This window comes from Nonomuraea sp. NPDC049400, from assembly GCF_044466425.1.
GTDB lineage: Bacteria > Actinomycetota > Actinomycetes > Streptosporangiales > Streptosporangiaceae > Nonomuraea.
In genome coordinates, this window is record NZ_JBITMP010000002.1 from 431,164 (window position 1) to 450,390 (window position 19,227).

The 19,227-nt window shown below is 70.6% G+C and carries 16 protein-coding genes; 10 read left to right on the forward strand and 6 right to left on the reverse strand.

Annotated features, from left to right (window positions below):
• Positions 1–37 precede the first annotated feature (37 nt).
• Together ACIBVN_RS03785 and ACIBVN_RS03790 are read left to right on the forward strand one after the other, a co-directional pair.
• On the forward strand, positions 38–1,150 hold the full coding sequence (locus ACIBVN_RS03785; protein ID WP_397132326.1) for a D-glucuronyl C5-epimerase family protein: 1,113 nt from the start codon (positions 38–40) through the stop codon (positions 1,148–1,150).
• Between the two features lie 38 nt (positions 1,151–1,188).
• The gene (locus ACIBVN_RS03790) at positions 1,189–2,208 is read left to right on the forward strand and encodes an LCP family protein (protein WP_397132328.1); all 1,020 of its coding nucleotides are present in this window, start codon (positions 1,189–1,191) and stop codon (positions 2,206–2,208) included.
• Here ACIBVN_RS03790 and ACIBVN_RS03795 read toward each other — a convergent pair whose 3' ends face one another.
• Positions 2,209–5,292 carry a protein kinase gene (locus ACIBVN_RS03795; protein WP_397132330.1) on the reverse strand — a complete coding sequence of 1,028 codons (3,084 nt, stop codon included), beginning with the start codon at positions 5,290–5,292 and terminating at the stop codon, positions 2,209–2,211.
• 240 nt (positions 5,293–5,532) lie between these two features.
• On the opposite strand from ACIBVN_RS03795, the gene ACIBVN_RS03800 reads away from it, so the two are divergent.
• Positions 5,533–6,717: an esterase-like activity of phytase family protein gene (locus ACIBVN_RS03800; RefSeq protein WP_397132332.1), complete on the forward strand. Its 1,185-nt coding sequence runs from the start codon at positions 5,533–5,535 to the stop codon at positions 6,715–6,717.
• 148 nt (positions 6,718–6,865) lie between these two features.
• Here the strand turns inward: ACIBVN_RS03800 and ACIBVN_RS03805 are convergent, their stop codons facing one another.
• Positions 6,866–7,966, reverse strand: coding sequence for a LacI family DNA-binding transcriptional regulator (locus tag ACIBVN_RS03805; RefSeq protein WP_397132334.1), 1,101 nt, complete (start codon positions 7,964–7,966; stop codon positions 6,866–6,868).
• Positions 7,967–8,187: 221 nt separating this feature from the next.
• On the reverse strand, positions 8,188–9,174 hold the full coding sequence (locus tag ACIBVN_RS03810; RefSeq protein WP_397132336.1) for a hydroxyacid dehydrogenase: 987 nt from the start codon (positions 9,172–9,174) through the stop codon (positions 8,188–8,190).
• Positions 9,175–9,425: 251 nt separating this feature from the next.
• On the opposite strand from ACIBVN_RS03810, the gene ACIBVN_RS03815 reads away from it, so the two are divergent.
• The 7 genes from ACIBVN_RS03815 to ACIBVN_RS03845 all read left to right on the forward strand — a co-directional run bounded on the left by ACIBVN_RS03815 (position 9,426) and on the right by ACIBVN_RS03845 (position 17,358).
• Positions 9,426–10,412, forward strand: coding sequence for an ABC transporter permease (locus ACIBVN_RS03815; RefSeq protein ID WP_397132338.1), 987 nt, complete (start codon positions 9,426–9,428; stop codon positions 10,410–10,412).
• Positions 10,409–11,275 carry a carbohydrate ABC transporter permease gene (locus ACIBVN_RS03820; protein ID WP_397132340.1) on the forward strand — a complete coding sequence of 289 codons (867 nt, stop codon included), beginning with the start codon at positions 10,409–10,411 and terminating at the stop codon, positions 11,273–11,275. The genes ACIBVN_RS03815 and ACIBVN_RS03820 overlap by 4 nt, the downstream gene beginning before the upstream one ends.
• 28 nt (positions 11,276–11,303) lie before the next feature.
• Positions 11,304–12,875 (forward strand): DUF3502 domain-containing protein, encoded by a 1,572-nt coding sequence (locus tag ACIBVN_RS03825; protein WP_397132342.1) that lies wholly within the window; start codon positions 11,304–11,306, stop codon positions 12,873–12,875.
• A gap of 64 nt (positions 12,876–12,939) precedes the next feature.
• On the forward strand, positions 12,940–13,083 hold the full coding sequence (locus ACIBVN_RS03830) for a hypothetical protein (protein WP_397132344.1): 144 nt from the start codon (positions 12,940–12,942) through the stop codon (positions 13,081–13,083).
• The gene (locus ACIBVN_RS03835; protein ID WP_397132346.1) at positions 13,083–15,176 is read left to right on the forward strand and encodes a glycosyl hydrolase family 95 catalytic domain-containing protein; all 2,094 of its coding nucleotides are present in this window, start codon (positions 13,083–13,085) and stop codon (positions 15,174–15,176) included. The genes ACIBVN_RS03830 and ACIBVN_RS03835 overlap by 1 nt, the downstream gene beginning before the upstream one ends.
• On the forward strand, positions 15,173–16,648 hold the full coding sequence (locus ACIBVN_RS03840; protein WP_397132348.1) for a glycoside hydrolase family 43 protein: 1,476 nt from the start codon (positions 15,173–15,175) through the stop codon (positions 16,646–16,648). Before ACIBVN_RS03835 ends, ACIBVN_RS03840 begins: the two co-directional genes overlap by 4 nt.
• Positions 16,645–17,358: an alpha/beta fold hydrolase gene (locus tag ACIBVN_RS03845; RefSeq protein ID WP_397132350.1), complete on the forward strand. Its 714-nt coding sequence runs from the start codon at positions 16,645–16,647 to the stop codon at positions 17,356–17,358. The genes ACIBVN_RS03840 and ACIBVN_RS03845 overlap by 4 nt, the downstream gene beginning before the upstream one ends.
• A gap of 43 nt (positions 17,359–17,401) precedes the next feature.
• Here the strand turns inward: ACIBVN_RS03845 and ACIBVN_RS03850 are convergent, their stop codons facing one another.
• From ACIBVN_RS03850 to ACIBVN_RS03860, 3 genes are all read right to left on the reverse strand, one after another.
• Positions 17,402–17,821 (reverse strand): sensor histidine kinase, encoded by a 420-nt coding sequence (locus ACIBVN_RS03850; protein WP_397132352.1) that lies wholly within the window; start codon positions 17,819–17,821, stop codon positions 17,402–17,404.
• Between the two features lie 157 nt (positions 17,822–17,978).
• Entirely contained in the window at positions 17,979–18,287 is a 309-nt protein-coding gene (locus ACIBVN_RS03855) for a hypothetical protein (RefSeq protein WP_397132354.1), read from the reverse strand.
• A gap of 25 nt (positions 18,288–18,312) precedes the next feature.
• Positions 18,313–19,164, reverse strand: a complete 852-nt coding sequence (locus ACIBVN_RS03860; protein WP_397132356.1) for a TetR/AcrR family transcriptional regulator — start codon at positions 19,162–19,164, stop codon at positions 18,313–18,315.
• Between the last annotated feature and the right edge of the window lie 63 nt (positions 19,165–19,227).

A 19,227-nucleotide genomic window follows, 5' to 3' on the forward strand; every position in this document is an offset into this window, starting at 1 on the left:
GAAATAACCGTTAAGGGCGGTAATCAAGGTGCCTGTCATGCGTAAGTTCATCGTCCTGGTGATCGCCTTGTGCGCCCTCATCGGTTGCACCTCGTCAGCGCCTTCCGGCGCGGGGAGGCCGCCCACGGCGGTCGAGGCGACACAGGTGCCCGTCGGGCTCCTCGACGAGACCGTGCCGGGGCTGCGGGTCGACGACGAGCTCTACGTGCCGCTCGACGCGCTGGCGAAACGACTGGAAGTGACCGTTTCCACGGGCGCCGACGGTGTCGTCCGTGCCGAGTATTTCGAGGACGAGACCCCTCTCATCAAGCAGCACGACCCGCGCGGGCCCTGGCTGCACTTCGCCGGCGTGGACGTCACCACCTGGCGGCGCATCTCCATCGGGCCGGACGGGATCCCGGCGAGCACCTACGATTTCGGCACCTTCCAGTATCCGGTCGAGGTCGTCCAATACGGCATGGAGAATTACAGCAAGTGGGTCGCCACGGGTGACGAGAAATACCGGCCCAAGGCGGAGACCGTGGCCCGCTGGCTGCTGGAGCACCAGGACGCCAAGGGCGGCTGGCCCGTGCCCTTCGACTACTCCTATCGCGAAGGGCTGGCCGGCGAGCTGCGCGCCGGCTGGTATTCGGGGATGGCCCAGGGCATCGGGGCGGCGTTCCTCGCCAAGATGTACGACAAGACGCGTGAGTCGCGCTACGGCGACGCCGCGTTGCGGGCGCTCGGCCCCCTGCGGACCAAGGTGGAGGACGGCGGCGTGCTCCGCCGGTTCGAGGGCCGCTTCGACTGGTTCGAGGAGTACCCGACGCCGACCCCGACGCATGTGCTCAACGGCTACCTGTTCGCCCTGATCGGCGTGCACGACGTCGGCGAGCTCATGGGCGACAAGGCCGCGAAGGAGATGTTCCAGCAGGGGCTCAAGACCCTCGACAGGATCCTGCCGCTGTACGACCTGTCGTACCGGACCACCTACGACCTCCTCCACTACACCCGGACGCCCGCGACGGCGCCCAACCCCGCCCGCTGGAGTTACCACTCGTTGCACGTCACCCAGCTGTCGGCGCTGGACGCGATCACCGGGGGGCGCTACCGCGAGATCGAGCAGCGCTGGCTCGGCTACCTCAACGGGAAGGCGTTGCCCGGCAATTAGCATAAAGTCCACTAATCGATCTCGGGAGGTATCGAGGGATGCGCCGCTTACGTCGCCTGTTGTGGATATCCCTGGCCTCCCTGGTGCTGCTGGGGACGCTCGGCGCCGGCGGGCTCTTCATCTACCAGTCCAGCCTCGACAGCGACATCGTGCGGTTACCCGCGGCCCTGCCCACCTCCCAGGAGGAGGAGAAGCAGCGCCCGCAGCCCAAGCCCGGCCACGGAGAGACGTGGCTCCTGGTGGGCAGCGACCGCAGGTCCGAGGCCGCCACCACGGGAGACGGCGCCAAAGGGGTGCTCTGGGTGCCCGGCTCGCAGCGCACCGACACGATCATGCTGGCCCACCTCTCCGAGGACCGGAAACACGTCGCCGTCGTGTCGATCCCCCGGGACTCCTGGGTGCCCATCCCCGGCCGAGGCCGCGCCAAGATCAACGCCGCCTTCTCCTGGGGTGGACCCGCCCTGCTGATCAAGACCATTGAGTCGCTCACCGGCATCCGCATCGACCACTACGCCGCGATCGACTTCAAGGGGTTCGCCGCAGCCGTCGACGCGGTCGACGGGGTGGACGTCGAGGTGGCCAAGACCGTGCGCGACACGAACACCGGCACCACCTGGACGGCGGGCCGCCACCACCTCAACGGCGAGCAGGCCCTGCTGTTCGTCCGGCAGCGCTACAACCTCCCCGGCGGGGACTTCGACCGGATCAAGCGCCAGCAGGCGCTGCTGAAGGCCCTGTCCGACCGGACGCTGAGCGCCGGCACCCTGACCAACCCCGCGAAGGTCGACGGGCTGCTCCGCTCGATCACCAAGGCGACCACCGTCGACGACGGCGTGACTCTGCAGATGCTCCGCAGCCGCCTCATCGACCTGGCGGAGCTGGACGCGTCCGACTATTTCACGATGCCGACCCGCGGAACCGGCATGGAGGGCGCGCAGAGCGTCGTCTACCTGGACAACCGCAAGACCCGCGCGCTGAGCGAGGCCATCAAGGCCGACCGGGCACGCGAATACGTCAAGAAGAACGGGACGGGGAACTCGCTGGACACGGTCCGGTAGTCACCCGCCGAGAATGTTCCAGGCGCGTACGGTCCAGTCCGCGCCGGCGGAGACCGCGACCGTCGTGCCGCCTGCCTGGCCGGCGGCCAGCGCGTACACGGGACCGGCATGCCCCCTGATCGGCTTGCCGACCGCCTTGCCGGTGCGCAGGTCCCACACGCGCAGCGACCGGTCGTCACCTGCCGAGACCACCCGCCCGCCGACCGCCGACAGCGCGCGAACCCAGTCGGTGTGCCCGGTAAGCGGGGTGCCGATGGCCGTTCCCGTGATCAGGTCCCAGCGGCGCACCGTACGGTCCTCGCCCGCCGACACCGCGACGGGACGGCCGTCGACCACGGCGGTGGCCACCGCGAGCACGACGCCCTGGTGGCCGGTGAGCGGGGCGCCGATCTGCTTGCCGGCGGCGATGTCCCACAACCGCAGCTCACGGTCCTCGCTCGCGGAGATCGCCACGGGCCTGCCGTTCACGATCGCGGAGGCCAGCGCCCTGATCGGCTTGCGGTGCCCGGACAGGGGCGGCCCGAGTGGAGCCCCCGTGCCGGCGTTCCACCGGTGCAGGCGGCCGTCGGCGCCGCCGGAGACGATGACGTCGCCGATGAGCGTGACGGCGTTGACGCTGCCCCGGTGGCCGGTGAGCGGCTTGCCCAGCGCCGCCCCCGTGTCCAGCCGCCACGTCCGCAGGACTCCGCCCGCGTCGCCGCTGACGGCCACCGGGTTGCCGCCCACGGTGCCGGCGGCCATCGCCATGATCTGGTCGGCGTGCCCGAGCAGTGGGGTGCCGATGGCCTTCCCGGTCAACGGGTCCCACATCCTGACGGTCTTGTCCGCCCCGCCGGAGACGGTCACCGGCCTGCCGCCCACGGTGGCCAGCGCGACCGCCTTGACCGCGGCGGAATGACCGGGAGTGCCCGCGGCCATGGCGGAGGCGCTCCACTTGCTCAGGTCCCACGCCCGCATGGATTTGTCCGCGCCGCCGGAGAACGCGAGCGGGGCGCCGTCGACCACGGCCGCCGTCACGGCCATGACGTATCCGGTGTGCCCGGTGAGCGGGGTGCCCACCGGCTTGCCGGCGGTGTCCCAGCCACGGATCACACCGTCACGGCCCGCGCCCAGCAGCGTCCAGGACGTTCCCGTCTTGATCGCCGCGAGCGAGATCACGACATCGGGCACGTCACGGATCGTGACGACCCGGTCGGAGGCAAGGTCCCAGACCTTGACCGTCCTGTCGTCGGAGGCGGAGACGACCGCGTCCGGCGTGACGGCCAGTGCCCGCACCCAGTCGGTGTGCCCGGCCCTGGCCGCGCCCGCGGGCTTGCCGGTCTGCAGATCCCAGAACCGCAGCACCCGGTCCTTGCCCGCGCTCACCGCGACCGGCTTGCCCTTCACGGCGGCCGTCGCTACGGCGAGCACGGCGCCGGTGTGGCCGGTGAGCGGGGCGCCGATGGGGCGGCCGGTGGTGAGGTCCCACATGCGTACGGTCTTGTCGTCGCTGCCGGTGACCGCGACGGGCTTGCCGTTCACGGTGGTCGTGGCGACGGCGAGTACGGCGCCGGTGTGGCCGGTGAGCGGGGCGCCGATGGGGCGGCCGGTGGTGAGGTCCCACATGCGTACGGTCTTGTCGTCGCTGCCGGTGACCGCGACGGGCTTGCCGTTCACGGTGGTGGTCGCCACCGCGCGCACCCAGTCGCCGTGACCCGGCATCGGTGCGCCGATCGGCTGCGCGGTACGCGCGTCCCACTGCCGGACCGTCCCGTCCTCGCTGGCGGTCACCGTGACCACGCGCCCGGCGACCTCGGCCGTGGCGACGGCGGTGACCGCCGCGAAGTGACCCGTGGGGTGCCAGCCGATCGGGGCGCCGAACCCGGTGGCGACCTGCGTGGAACCGGGCGGCGCCGGCGGACCCGAGACCAACCGGGGCACCAGCACCACGCCCGCCCCGGTCAGCGCCACCAGCACCGCGCCTGCGATGGCCAGCCGCCCCACCCGCTTGCGGGAACGCAAGGTCGGCGGCGCGGCGCCGGTGGGTTGCGAGATCGGGTCCGGGAAGGCCGCAGGGGCGGGCCGGACGGCACCGGGGATCGAATCGGGGAACGCCGCAGGGGCGGGCCGGACGGCGCCGGGGACCGAATCGGGCGGCGCGAAGGGCGAGATCACGGGGGCGGACGTCTCGCGTTCGGCGGGCCACGGTTGCGGCTGATCGCCCGGACCGGGCTGTGCCGGGGGCGTGATCGGGGGAGTGGACGCCTCGCGTACGGCAGGCCACGACTGCGGCTGATCGCCCGCGATCAGGACGTTGAGCACCTCACGCGCGGTCGGCCGTGACTCGGCCTGACGCACCAGGCAGGAGGCGATGATCGAGCGCAGCGGCTCGGCGATCTCGCTGAGGTCGATCTCGTCCTGGCGCAGGGTGATGGCCATGGCCGCGATGGTGTTGCCGCTGAACAGCGGCCGCCCCAGCGCCGCGAAGGTCATCGTCAGGCCCCAGCTGAACATGTCGGAGGCCGGGGTCACCCGCTCGCCCGCGAGCTGCTCGGGAGACATGTAGGCGGGCGTGCCCAGGACCCCCGTGACCGTCACGGTCTTGTCGCCGAACGCCCGTGCCACGCCGAAGTCGATCACATAGGGGCCGTCCGAGCCGAGCAGGACGTTGCTGGGTTTGAAGTCCCGGTGGACGATCCCGGCGTTGTGGATGGACACCAGCGCCGTGGAGGTGTTGACGGCGAGCCGGGTGAGCGCCGAGGCCTCCAGCGACCCCCGGGCGAGGACGTGCTGCTGGAGCGACTCGCCCGCGATGTACTCGCTGACCATGTAGAGCCGGTCGTCGTAGACCCCGTGTCCCAGCACGCGCACCGTGCAGAATGAGGCCACCTTGGACGCGACCTCGATCTCCCGCTGGAAACGCAGCCGGGACTCGGTGTCGGAGGCGTCGACCGACGTCATTACCTTGATCGCCACTTGCTGGTCGTCGTCGTTGTCGACCCCCAGGTAGACCGTCCCCTGTCCGCCCTCGCCGATGCGGCCCGTGATCCGGTACCGGTCCACGGACCTGGGATCTCCGGGCCTGAGGGGCTGGATGTCCGGCACAAGACTCCTGGGCGGGGGCGGATGTGGGTGTCTCTGATCATAGGGCCACAAACTCCACCGGGGCAGAGACGACGCCCGTACGGTAGATCGCATGGTCGCGGCCCGGGGTATGCCCGTGACATGCGATCTACCTGCTCCAGCACGACTGCGCGCACCGGGGCCGGCCGGACGGCCGAAGGTGAACGATGTGTGCACGTTGTGTTGGCAATCGCGTCATGTGACACCTCTAGCCTGCCCGGCATGAAACGCATCCCAATGGCGGTGGGTGCCGCCGTGCTGGCCATGGGCCTCGCCGCCGCGGCCGGTCCCGCCTCCTACGCCGCCGCCGAGCCGGAGGGCGCGGGCCAGGCCACGCTGACCGGGTTCGCCTCGCTCCCGGCGCAGACTTTCGTACCCGGCAGCGAGCCGTCCGGCTCGCAGCTCGGTACGGCCCCCGTCAACGGGGTCACCCCGCCCTTCTCCGGCCAGCCGGTCCAGGGGTTCAGCGGCATCGTCCGGCGCGGTGACGGCACCTTCGACGTGCTGTCCGACAACGGGTTCGGCGCCAAGAACAACAGCGCCGACTTCCTGCTGCGCGTGCACCGCATCAAGCCGGACTTCCGGGCGGGCACCGTGCGGGTGCTGGGCGGCTTCAACCTGTCCGACCCGGACAAGCGGGTGTCCTGGCCGCTGACCAGGGCGGATCGGGTGCTCACCGGCGCCGACTTCGACGTGGAGTCGATCGTGCGGGCGGACGACGGCACGTACTGGCTCGGCGACGAGTTCGGCCCGTTCCTGCTGCACTTCTCGGCGCGCGGCACGCTGCTGGAGGCGCCGATCGAGCTGCCCGGCGTCAAGGCGCCGGAGAACCCGACGCTGAACGGCGCGACCCCCAACCTGGCCGGCAGCAAGGGCTTCGAGGGCATGGCCCGCTCCGCGGACGGGCGGCGGCTGTATCCGCTGCTGGAGGGGACGGTCAGCGGGGACCCCGCGGGCACGCTGCGGATGAACGAGTTCGACGTCCGCAAGCGCGCCTACACCGGCAAGCGCTGGACGTACCGGCTGGACAGCCCGGCCAACGCGATCGGCGACGCCATCGCGGTGGACGACCACCGCTTCCTGATCATCGAGCGGGACGGCAACCAGGGCGACGCCGCCGCGCTCAAGCGCGTCTACCTCGCCGACAGCCGCGACCGCGACCACGACGGCGCGCTGGACAAGACCCTGGCCGCCGACCTGCTGAACCTGGCCAACCCCAAGGGGCTCGGCGGGTTCGGCAAGACGTTCCGCTTCCCGTTCCAGACCATCGAGGACGTCGTCATCCTGAACGACCGCACGATCGGGATCCTCAACGACAACAACTTCCCGTTCTCGTCGGGACGCACGCCGGGCCAGCCGGACAACAACGAGTTCATCACCGTCCGCCTGCCCTGGCGCCTGAGGTGAGGGATACTGACCGCCTCGGTCGCGGTCGCCGCCACTGGTCATTCCTCGGCTGGAGCGGCGACGTCACCATGGACGCCGGCGCCCCCTCAGCGGTGATCTGGCGGCGCTGACGCGACCCGTGGTCGAGGACGCGGTCGGCAGGGGGACCCTAGCGAGGGGTCACGGTCCTCTTGCCGACCGAGCCGCGGACCACGATGTGCGTGCCCAGGACGACGTGCTGCGGCTGGCTGAGGTCCAGTGCCAGCCGTACGGCGGTGCGGCCCAGCTCCTCGGTGGGGATGTGCACCGTGGTGAGCCCGGGCACCAGGTCGGCGGCGAGCGGGATGTCGTCGTAGCCCGCGACCGACACGTCCTCCGGCACCCGCACGCCCGCCTCGCGCAGCGCGGCCAGCACGCCGGCGGCGACCATGTCGGTGCCCGCGAAGATCGCGGTGAACTCCGCCCCGACCGCCAGCAGGCGCTTGGTGGCCTCGTAGCCGGCGCTGCGGGAGAAGTGGCTGGGCAGGACGAGGTCCGGGTCGCAGGGCACGCCGTAGTCCTCGTGCGCGCGGCGGAAGCCGTGCACGCGGTCGATCTTGGTGGTGTTCTGGTCCTCGGCGTCGGCGGCGCCGAGGTAGACGATCCGGCGGTGGCCGCGGGAGAGCAGGTGGCTGGTCATGGCGTACGCGCCCGCCTCGTTGTCGTACTCGACCACGGTGGTCGGCACGTCGTCGCCGAGCGGGGGACGGCCGCACAGCACCAGCCGGGAGCCGGCCTTGTCCAGGGCGTGCGCGAAGTGCGTCATGCGGCGGCGGTAGGCGTCGTCGGCCGAGCCGCCGCCGACCAGGATCACCGCGTCGGCCCGCTGCTCGCGCATGGCCTCCACCACCGCCAGCTCACGCGCCGGATCGCCGTGCGTGGTGCAGACCAGGCACAGCCGGCCCTCGGCGGTGGCCTGCTGTTCGACGCCCTTGGCGACGTAGGCGAAGGAGGGTCCGGTGACGTCGTCGAGCACGAAGGCGACCATTTTGGTGCCGGCCCCGGACAGGGCGCGGGCGTGCACGTTGAGGACGTAGTCCAGCTCGCGCATGGCGCGCAGCACGCGGGTGCGGGTGGCCTGCGCGACCGGGTAGTCGCCCTTGATCACGCGGGACACGGTGGAGGCGGAGACCCCGGCCCGGGCCGCGACGTCGCGGATGGTGACGCCCTCGGCGTGAACAGGCGTCGCCTCCTGAGCGGCGTGCTGTGGCTTTCCCGGCTTGCGTGGCAAGGCGCACCTTTCGTCAGGCGGAGCAGTGGTGCTGAGCACGGCCGGCACAGCACCACGCGTAGTGTGCCCGGACCGGTCTCGGCAGTGGCCGGGAAGAGCGGCAGGGCAGCTTGATTGTCGCGGACGGCGGGCTCCGGCGCCACACGGAGCCACACGGGAGTCCGCCGTACGCGCTCCCGCGCCACACGGAGCCACACGGGGTGCCGCCGTCCTCGCTCACTTCAGGCCACCCGGTCGAGGTCGTCGTGGTTCACCGGGTGCGCCAGCGGCAGCCCGGCGGCCAGCCGTTCCAGCTCGTCCACGACGACGGCGCCCATCCGGGCCAGCTCGTTGCCGTGCGAGCCGGCGATGTGCGGGGTGAGGAAGGCGTTGGGCAGGTCGAACAGGGGCGAGTCGGACGGCAGCGGCTCGGGCTCGGTGACGTCGAGGATCGCCGACAGCCGCCCGGACTTCAGCTCGGCGACCAGCGCGCCGGTGTCGACCAGCGAACCGCGGGCGGTGTTGATCAGCACCGCGCCGTCCGGCATCAGCGCCAGCCGGGTGCGGTCGAGCATGTGCCGGGTCTCGGCGGTCTCGGGCGCGTGCAGGCTGACGATGTCACTGCGGCGCAGCAGCTCCTCAAGCGAGGCCTGCGGCACGCCGGGAACCCGGGTGTAGGGGTCGTACAGGCACAGGTCCAGGTCGTACGGCGCCAGCAGCTCGATCACCTTGCGGCCGATGCGGGAGGCGCCCACGATGCCGACCCGGCGGCCGTTGTTGCCGATCCCCTGCTCGATCTTGGCCAGGGTGAAGGCTCGTGCGCGCCGGTAGCGCTCGTTGAGGGCGAACACCCCCTTGCCGGCCAGCAGGATCGCGCCGACGGTGTACTCGGCCACCGGGACGGCGTTGGCCGCGGCGGCCGAGGAGACCAGCAGGCCGCGTTCCCAGCAGGCGGGGGTGACCAGGCTCTTCACCGATCCCGCCGCGTGCAGCACGGCGCGCAGGCGAGGCGCGGCGGCCAGCACCGCCTCGTCGAGCGGCGGGCAGCCCCAGCCGGTGAGCAGGATCTCGGTGTCGGCCAGAGGCAGGCGCGGGTCGTCGAAACGCTCGGCCACCAGGGTGACGTCGATGTCGGCCAGCGTGTCCAGCCGCCGCAGCAAGGGCGCGGGGAAGAGCAGGGCGAGATGTTCCTCGCTCATGGCGAACAGCGCCTTCGGGCGTGTGGACACAGGGAAAGCCCTCCATTCGGATAGAGACCGGTTTCTAAACTAGAAGCACAGCCTCGTGCGGTCAACGGTCCGTGCCGATTGGGCTCGATCGAAGGTGCTACCAGGGTTCCCTGATTGTCCTGCGTCGTTGATGTGTAACGTCTCCGTAACGCAACCTTGAACGTGTCGACCGCTCGGACGTAGCGTTCGCAGCGAACGGTTTCTATCAACCTAGAGAGCCACCTGCTGCCGCCTCAGACGGGACTTCGGTGATGAGCACGCTACAGACGAGGCAAGAGCCTCAGACGAGACCGCCTTCCGGGCCGCCGGGCAGGCGCCGCGTCCGACGCGGGGCGGTCCGCACGAGCTGGACGGTCGGGCTGCTCGCGCTGCCGGCGGTCGCCTTCTTCCTTGTCTTCAACTACCTGCCGATGGCCGGCCTGGTGGTGGCGTTCAAGCAGTTCGACGTCAACCTGGGGATCTTCGACAGCCCGTGGAACGGGCTGGAGAACTTCGCCTACTTCCTGGAGTCCGGGGACGCGGCGCGGATCCTGTTCAACACGCTCTTCCTCAACATCCTGTTCCTGATCGCGACGCTGGCCGCCGGGATGATTCTGGCGATCATGCTGAACGAGATCCGCAGCACCTTCTTCAAGCGGGTCTCCCAGTCCGTCGTCTTCTTCCCCTACTTCGTCTCGCCGGTCGTGATCAGCATCATCCTGCAGGTGCTGCTGGCCGGGGCCTCCGGCGGGGGCGGGGCGGTCAACGACGCCCTCGGGGGACTCGGGTTCCCCACGGTGGACTGGTACACGGAGCCGGGGCCGTGGCCGTGGATCCTCACCGTGGTGAAGGTCTGGCAGCTCGGCGGCTACCTGAGCGTCATCTTCCTCGCCGCGATCACCGGCATCCCCGAGGAGGTCTACGAGGCCGGGATGATCGACGGAGCCTCTCGCGCCCAGATGGCCTGGCGCATCACCCTCCCGCTGCTGAAGCCCACCGCGGCGGTCCTGCTGGTGCTGGGGGTCGGCCGCATCTTCTACGGCGACTTCGGCACCATCTACGCGATCGTCGGGGACAACGGCACCCTGTTCGACAGCACGGACGTCATCGACACCTACGTCTTCCGCGCACTGCGCCAGCTCGGCGACTTCGGCACCACCGCCGCGGTCGGCCTGTTCCAGTCGGTCGTGGGCTTCATCCTCGTGTTGATCGCGGTGCTGATCCAGCGCAAGTACTCGAAGGAGACCAGCATCCTATGAGCGGCAAGAAGCTGGAACCGTTCACCGTCGTCAGCATCATCGGCGTCTCCTTCGCCGTGCTGGCCTGCGCGATCCCGTTCTGGATGATCATCTCGGGGTCGTTCACCAGCGAGAGCGAGCTGGCCACCACCGGGTACAGCCTGTTCCCCGCGGCCTTCGACCTCACCGCCTACAAGATGATCTTCACGGGTCCGGCGGTGCTCGACGCCTACTTCGCCAGCGTCTTCATCACGGTCGTGGGCACAGCGCTGTCCCTGGCGGTGACCTCGGGGCTGAGCTGGGTGATCGCCCGCCGGCTGCCCGGCATCAGCCGGCCGCTGACCGTCTTCGCCTACCTGCCGATGCTGTTCTCCGGCGGCCTGGTGCCCCTCTACCTGCTGGTCACGCAGTACCTGCAGCTGCAGAACAGCTACTTCTCGGTGATCCTGCCGCTGCTGGTCATGCCGTTCCTGGTCTTCGTCCAGGTCAGCGCGTTCCGCCAGCTGCCGGAGTCGATCTTCGAATCGGCCAAGATCGACGGTGCGGGCGAGCTGCGCATCTTCTTCACGATCGCGATTCCGCTGTCCAAGCCGATCCTCGCCGTCGTCGGCCTCTTCTACGCCGTGCACTACTGGAACGACTGGTTCATGGCGCTGCTGTTCATCGACGACGTGCACAAGTTCCCGCTCCCGCTCGTGCTGCAGAACCTCATCTCCAACATCTCGTTCACGCAGATGCTGCCGCAGCTGGCCGAGGCGGCCACCCCCGTCTACCAGCTCCGGCTGGCTCTCACGGCCGTCACCATCGGCCCGATCCTGCTCGCCTACCCCTTCGCCCAGCGCTACTTCGTCAAGGGCATCACCCTCGGCGCCACCAAGGGCTGATCCAGCTCCCCCCACCTCAGGAGTTACCGTGTCCCACCACATCATGTCGCGGCGCCGCCTGCTGGCCACCGGCGGCGGCCTGTCCCTCGCCGCACTCCTCGCCGCCTGCTCGGACGACTCCCAGAAGCCGCAGACCACCGGCGGCGCCGCGAGCGGTGGCGCGCTCGCTCTGAGCCTGCTGCTCCCCGGCGACCTGCCGGCCGGCTGGGACCCCGTCCTCGCCGAGGTCAACAAGAAGCTCCAGGCCGACCTGGGCTTCACCATCAAGCCGCAGTTCATCCCGTGGACCAGCTACGGCCAGCAGGCGCTGCTCAAGTTCACCGCCGGGGAGAAGTTCGACACCGCGCTGCAGGCGCGCTGGCTCAACATGACCCAGCTGGCGGCCAGCGGCTCGATCGTCGAGCTGAGCAGCCTGCTGTCCAGCGGCAAGTACCCCAACCTGGCCGCCACGATCGACCCGAAGATCATCGAACTGAACCGGTGGAGCGGCAAGCTCTACGGCCTGCCCCAGATCAACTCGGTCGCCCGCTTCCACCACTTCAGCATCCGCCAGGACCTGGCGGAGAAGCTCGGCATGAGCGACATCACGGACTTCGCGGGGCTGGAGAAGTTCTGGTACGACGTCAAGCAGAAGAACAAGGACATCATCCCGATCGGGGTCAGCTCCCGGATGCCCAAGCTGCTGGTGGCGTGGAACCCGGTCGGCTGGCTCAACCCCTACATGTGGGACAACCCCACCATGAGCATCGCCTCCTTCACCGGCGACTCCCTCAACTTCGTCCTGGCCGCCGACGGCAAGCAGACCGGCTCGTCCAACCCCATCCCGTGGTGGGAGGCCCCCGGCATGGTGGACGCGCTGCGCAAGATCCGGAAGTACTACCAGGACGGGCTGATCAACAAGAACGCCCTCACCCTGGACTCCAAGGCGCTGGACTCCCAGTTCAAGGCCGGCCGCGTCGCCACCGGCTGGGCCATGACCGACGGCCTGTCCTCCACGGCGCTGCCTGAGCTGACCAAGAACGTGCCGGGCGCGATGATCGCGAACGTGATGCCGCTCAAGGGCGGCGAGAACGCCAAGCCGTACCAGACCTTCCAGAGCGACAACTTCGTCGTGCTCAACGCCAAGGGCCAGAGCAACGAGAAGGCCATGCAGCTGCAGGACTGGGTGTCGATCAAGGAGAACCACGACCTGCTCAATTACGGCATCGCCGGCAAGGACTGGAACCCCATCGGCGAGGACAAGTACGAGAAGCTGTCCACGTACACCTTCCCCGGCTTCGCCCTCGCCTGGCGGGCCAAGCTGGAGCGCCGGGTCAAGGACATGACCGAGTCCGAGACCAAGTGGTTCGACTGGGCGCAGGACATCAACAACTTCACCATCGACCCGTACGCCAGCTTCGTCCCCGACCCGGAGCCGATCAAGCGGGAGAACACCCAGGTCACCGCCGCCATGACGCAGTTCGCCAACCCGCTGTTCATCGGCGCGGTGGACGTCGACCAGGGGCTGGACAAGCTGAAGAAGGCGCTGGACAGGGCGGGCCTGGCCAAAGTCCAGGCGGAGATGGCCAAGCAGGCCGACGCCTACCTCAAGGGCCAGTGAGAATGACACGCGGCATCAGCCGGAGGACCGTGCTGGCGTCCTCCGGCGCGCTGGCCGCCGCCTCGTGGTTCTCGAAGACCGTACGCGCACCCTGCATGTGAGCGGCTCCAGCCACGCCCGTAATCTCGTCACCGGCCGCCGTGTCCCGCTCGGCCGCCCGATCGAGGTGGGACCGCTCAGCACCGTGGTGCTCTACCTGGAGGACTGATGCACTCCTTGCTCGACCTGTCGCCCGCGCTCACCTGGGAGGACGCGTTCCTCTCCGGCAATGGCGAGGTCGGGATCATGGTGTACGGCGGGCCGCGGGAGGAGCGGGTGGTGGTCAACCACCACCGGTTCGTGCTGCCCAACGGCACCCGCGACCGCCGCCCGCCCGCCATCGCGCACCTGCTGCCGGAGATCCGGTCCCTGATCCTGGCCGGGCGGCCGGTCGAGGCCCAGGCGCTGGCGGCCGACGGCCGGAGCCTGGAGTGGACCCAGCCGTTCCACCCCGGCTGGGAGCTGGTGATCTCGCGGCCGGTGCCGAGCGGGGAGTACCGCCGCACGACCGACTTCACCACCGGTGAAGTCGCCACGCAGTCGCACCGGGCCTTCGTCTCCCGGGCCGACGCGGTCGTCGTCCAGCGCCTCACCGGTGACGTCACCCTCCGCCTGACCGGCGACCTGCCCGGCAGGCCGGACACGGTCCGCTACGAGACGGCGGCCGGCGAGCGCGACGGCCAGGTCTTCCTGCGGATCCGCGGCACCTACCCGCCCGAGGGCGGGGGAGCCTTCGGCTTCGAGGGCCTCACCCTGGTCCGGCCGCGCGGCGGGAGCGTCGCCGTGGCGGGCGACACGGTGACGGTGACGGGCGCGGCCGAGGTGCTGCTGCTGACGAAGGCGGCCCGGTACGAAGAAAGCCCGGCGGAGCCGCTCCCGGACGCCGACCTGGGAGAGCTGGCCGCGCTGGGGTACGACACCCTGCTGGAAAGGCACGTCGCCCGGCACCGCCCGCTCTACGAGCGCGTCACCCTCGACCTGGGCGCCACCCCGGACGAGCGGGCCAGGCCGGTCGGCGAGCTGGCCGGCGCCGCGCTGCTGGAGCGGCTGTTCCACGCGGGCCGCTACCTCCTGCTGAGCTCCGGCGGCATCCTCCCGCCCCGGCTGACCGGCCTGTGGCTGGGGGCGTGGGGAGCGGCCTGGTCGGGCGACTTCACCACCGACGCCAACCTCAACCTCCAGATGTCGGGCGTCAACATCGGCGCGCTGCCGGAGCTGATCGACGGGTACGCCGACCTCATCCGGGGCCAGATCGACCACTGGCGCACCAACGCCAGAGAGATCTACGGCGCCAGGGGCATCCTCGCGCCGAGCCGCACCGACGGGGAGAACGGCCACCTGTTCCACCTGAACGCGAAGTGGCCGTGGACGATGTGGCTGGCCGGGGCGGACTGGCTGCTGTATCCGCTGGTGGAACACGCCGAGACCACCGGCGAGCCGGTCCCCGAGCTGGCGGACTGGCTGGCGGAGTGCCGCCTGTTCTGGGAGGACTTCCTCGCCGGGACGGACGGGAGCGTCGTGCCGTCGTTCTCGCCCGAGGTGGGGCCGGGCGGTGGTCCGTTCGCCTGCGTCAACGCCACCATGGACGTCGCGGCGGCCAGGCACGCGCTCGGCGACTCCCCGGCAGGCAAGCGGCTTCCGCCGTACAAGATCGACGAAAGGGGCGCGCTCGCCGAGTGGATCGCGGACGTGGCGCCGTACGAAGATCACCGGCATGTCAGCCACCTGTACCCCGTCTGGCCGCTGCACGAGATCAACCCCGACGACACGCCGGAGCTGGCGACGGCCGCCCGCGTAGCCCTCCTGCTCAGGGGCGATGAGAACGTGTCGGCGCACGGGAGCCTGCATCGGGCGCTGGCGGCGGCGCGGCTGAAGGACGGGGAGCTGGCCTGGGCGAATGTCCGGAAAATTCTGGACAACGGGATGTTCTTCGACTCCTTGATGAGCTCCCACAACCCCGGCCGGGAGATCTACAACGCCGACGCGGCCATCAGCCTGCCGGGCGTCCTCCTCGAGCTGCTGGTCTACTCGCGGCCGGGGATCGTCGAGCTGCTGCCCGCGCTCCCACAAGCACTGGAGCGGGGCCGCGTGAGAGGCGTCCGCTGCCGGGGCCGGGTGACGGTCGAGGAGCTGACCTGGGGCGACGGCATTCGCGCCCGGCTCACCTCGCCGATAGATCAGACTGTCACGGTGCTCCATCGTGCCTCGGGCCTGCGCCGAGAAGTTGAGCTGCCTGCTGGAAAGAGTGTGGAGATCGCATGATCCGCAACCCCGTACTGCCCGGTTTCCACCCCGACCCGTCGATCGTGCGGGTGGGGGATGACTATTACCTGGCCACCTCGACCTTCGAGTGGTACCCGGGCGTGCGCGTCCACCACTCCCGCGACCTGGTGCACTGGCGTCCGCTCGGCGGCATCCTGACCGAGCGCAGGCTGCTCGACCTGTCCGGCGTGCCCGACTCCGGCGGCGTCTGGGCGCCCGACCTGACCTACCACGACGGGCTGTTCCACCTGGTCTACGGCGTCATGGACAACTACGCCCTCGGGTACAAGGACATCGCCAACTACCTGATCACCGCGCCCTCGATCGAAGGGCCCTGGTCCGATCCGGTACGGCTGCCCGGCCGCGGCTTCGACGCCGCCCTCTACCACGAGGACGGCCGGAGCTGGCTGCTCAACATGGTCTTCGACTCCCGGCCAGGACGCGGGTTCGCCGGGATCGAGATGCAACCCCTCGACGGCGGCAAACCCGAGCTGATCCTGCCCAACCGCAACATCACCGAAGGCCCGCACATCTACCGGATCGACGGCTGGTACTACCTGATGGTGGCCGAGGGGGGCACCGGTTATGAGCACGGGACCACGGTGCTGCGCTCCCGCTCGCTGGCCGGGCCGTACGAGGAGGATCCGGCGGGGCCGATGCTCACCTCGCGGCACGACCCGAGCCTGGCACTGCAGAAGGCGGGGCACGGCTGCCTGGTGCAGACGCAGACGGGGGAGTGGTACGTCGCTCACCTCGTGGCCCGGCCGTACCACAATCGCCGGTGTGTGCTCGGGCGCGAGACCGCGCTGCAGCGCGTGGTCTGGGAGGACGGCTGGCCGCGCGTGGCGGGCGGCGTGGCCGCCGCCGAGGTGGTCCCGCCCGCGCTGCCCGCCCATCCGTGGCCGGCGGCTGAGGACTCCCCGAGCGGGCTCGGGACGGACTGGAGCACGCTGCGGCGGCCCGCCTCGCCGGACTGGCTGGTCGCCGACCCCGGCGGCTTCACCGTCCAGGGCGGCCAGTCTCCGTACGGCCTGCGCAGCCCGAGCCTGGTCGCGCGGCGGGTCACGGCGCAGAAATGCTCCCTGGAGGCCGTCATGCGGTTCGAGCCGGACAGCGTCCATCAATCGGCGGGCATCACCGCGTACTACAACTCGCGCAACTGGCACTACCTCGCGCTGACCACCGACGGCCTGGTGCTGACCAGCAGCGACCGGGGCACCCGCACCGAGCACCTGCTCGGCCCGGCGGGACCCGAGGTCAGGCTGCGGGTGGAGTTCGACGGGCCGGTCGTGCGGTTCAACGACGGTCCCGAGCTGGACGCGACGATCGTGTCGGACGAGCACGCCGACGAGTTCATCGACGGTCACGTGCGCGCGTTCGGCTTCACCGGCGCGTTCGCCGGATTCTGGGTGCAGGACCTGGCGGGCGAGGGCTGCGCCGCACGGTTCGAGCAGATCAGATACGACACATGAACGTGCACGTGGCGACCCGGGGCCACGAAGGGCCCGCGCTGCTCCTGGTGCACGGCTGGGGCGGCGACCACCGGGTGTGGGACGCGCTGGACTTCGGCGGGCGCCGGGTGATCGCCCCCGACCTGCGCGGCCACGGCAGGTCACCGGCCCCGGCGACCGGATATCGGCCTGCCGACCTGGCCCGTGACCTGCTGCCGCTGCTGGACGAGCCGGTGGTGGCCATCGGGCACTCCATGGGCGCCCAGGTGGTCACCGCGCTGGCGGTCGAGCATCCGGACCTGGTCAGCGCGCTGGTGGTCATCGCCCCCGCCTACGGCGCCGACGAGGCGGAGGAGCGGCTCATCCCCGGGCGGCTGGCGGCGCTGCGTGCCGACGGTGCGGACGCGGCGTCGCGGCAGCTCGGGCCGCTGCCCGCGCCGGTCACCGAGCAGCTGCTGGCCACGCCTGGTCACGTGCTGGCCGAGTGCTACGCCGGGATGTACACCGTGCCGGGGGCGTTCGGGGTGCGCCGCGAATCCGCGCGTTATCTGGCCAGGCGGACGTGCCCGGTGCTCGCCGTGCACAATGTGCCGCAGGCCGCGCAGTGGGAGGCGGGCCTGCCCGGGCACCCGCGCTCCACGACCGTGGTGTGGCCGGACGCCGGGCACTTCCTGCACCTCGACCATCCCGCGCGGTTCGTGGACCTGGTGCTGGCCGAGTGGGGCTGCTGAGTCCCGGCGGGGCCGTGACGCGTGCCGCGCCACGGCCCGGCCGTCAACTCCGCAGAGCCCTGGCCGGGACGATGCCCGTGATGGTGCTCCCCTCGCCGGGCACTCGGTTCACCGTGAGCTCCCCGCCGATCTCGGCGAAGCACGCCTTCATCACGGCCACCTCCCGGTCGGCCTGACCGTCGGCAAGGCCGTCCCCGTCGTCGCTGACCGTCAGCCGCAGGCCGCTCGCGGCCAGCGTGGCGGCGATCGAGACCGTACGGGCACGGCCGTGGCGCTCGATGCCGGCCAGCGCCTCCTGCACCGCGGCGAACACGTTGCGAGTGGCGAGGCCGGGAACATCGCCCTTGGGCAGGGCCCAGATCTCGACCGCGATCCCCGAGCGTGCCGACCAGTCCTCCAGCAGCTTTTCCAACATCCGCGCGAGGCCCTCGGCCTCATGCGACTGCTCTTCCAAACGTTCCAAGATCGGGCCCCATCGTCGTGGTGTCGCAAGAGCGGCGGAGGGCAAGGAGGTCTCGCGCCGTTTCCGCACGGCAGTCAGATCACCGCCACCGCGGATCTTCATCCCCTGTGTCCGAGATGCTACACGCATAAGGCGGTATCAGAGGGTATGCGGAGAATTACTCTCGGGTGTGACCGGGGGCGCGCCGCCGGGCGTTCGTCCGCGCCTTCTCCGGCGGCAGCCCGGCGCGGCGGCTCAATTCCATCAACGGAGCCAGCCAGCCCTCGACCATTCTGTCCAGCAGGTGCGTGGTGCCGGGCCGCCCCTGCAACGCCTGGCCGCACATCTCGAACCAGAGCCGCTCCTGCGACAACCGCGCCGGCCCGGTCAGCCGTCGCCAGAACCGGCGGGCCACCTCGGCCACCGGTGCTCCGTCGTCGAGCCCGCGCTGGAGGCCGGCCAAGGCAGCCTGCTCCTTCTCCTCCACCGCGCGGATCATTCCCGGGCCCGATTCAGCCGGATTTGCGCTTGCGATAGGCGCGCTGCTGGCAGGCGCGGGAGCAGTAGACGCGTGGGCGGCCCGACACCCCGGGCTCCAGGGGCCTTCCGCACTCCTCGCAGTGCTGAGTTTCGTCACGACTTTCGTCACGGCTGTTGACGAGGGCCTCGACGCCGTCCAGCAGGCGGCGCAGGCCGAACTCGAAGGAGTCCTCGGGGGCGTCCCAGCCGCCGGCCGTCCACAGGTGCGAGATCGCGGGATAGCGGTCGAGGCGTTCGTAGAGCGTGTCGCGCGCGCCCCACCACTCCTGCTCGGACACGCCACTGCGCCGCTCCTCGCGCTGGGTCTCGAGCAGGAGCAGGGCCTCGGCGTCGACGAACCTGCCGACCACGCCGACGACGGCGATCACCTCGGACGGGGTGAGCGCGGTGTCGATGAGGGTGCTCAGCATGTAGTCGTAGTGGGCGACGCCGTTGGGTCCTGGGAGGTGGCGGGTGCCGCGTACCTCGCCCAGCCAGGGGTGCCTCCTCCTGATCCGCCACGCCTGGCGCGCGCCGGCCTCCAGCCGCGCCCGCCAGCCCTCGGCGCTCGGCACGTCGTCCGGATGCTCGCCCATGACCTCGTCCACGATCAGGTCGACGAGCTGGTCCCGGCCGGGCACGTGGCGGTAGAGGGACATGGTCGTGAAGCCCAGCCGGTCGGCCACCTTGCGCATCGACAGGCCGGCCAGGCCCTCGGCGTCGGCCAGCTCGATGGCGGCCTGCACGATCCTGCCCAGGCTGAGGCCGGGCCGCGGCTCGCGCTCCCGCGCTCGCCACAGCAACTCCACCCCGTGGTCCGGGTCCCCGGCTCTGCCTCGCGTCATTGGCGCCCTCCTCGCTTATGGTGTACTACTACGTGTACGCCATAAACCACAAATGGAGGTCCT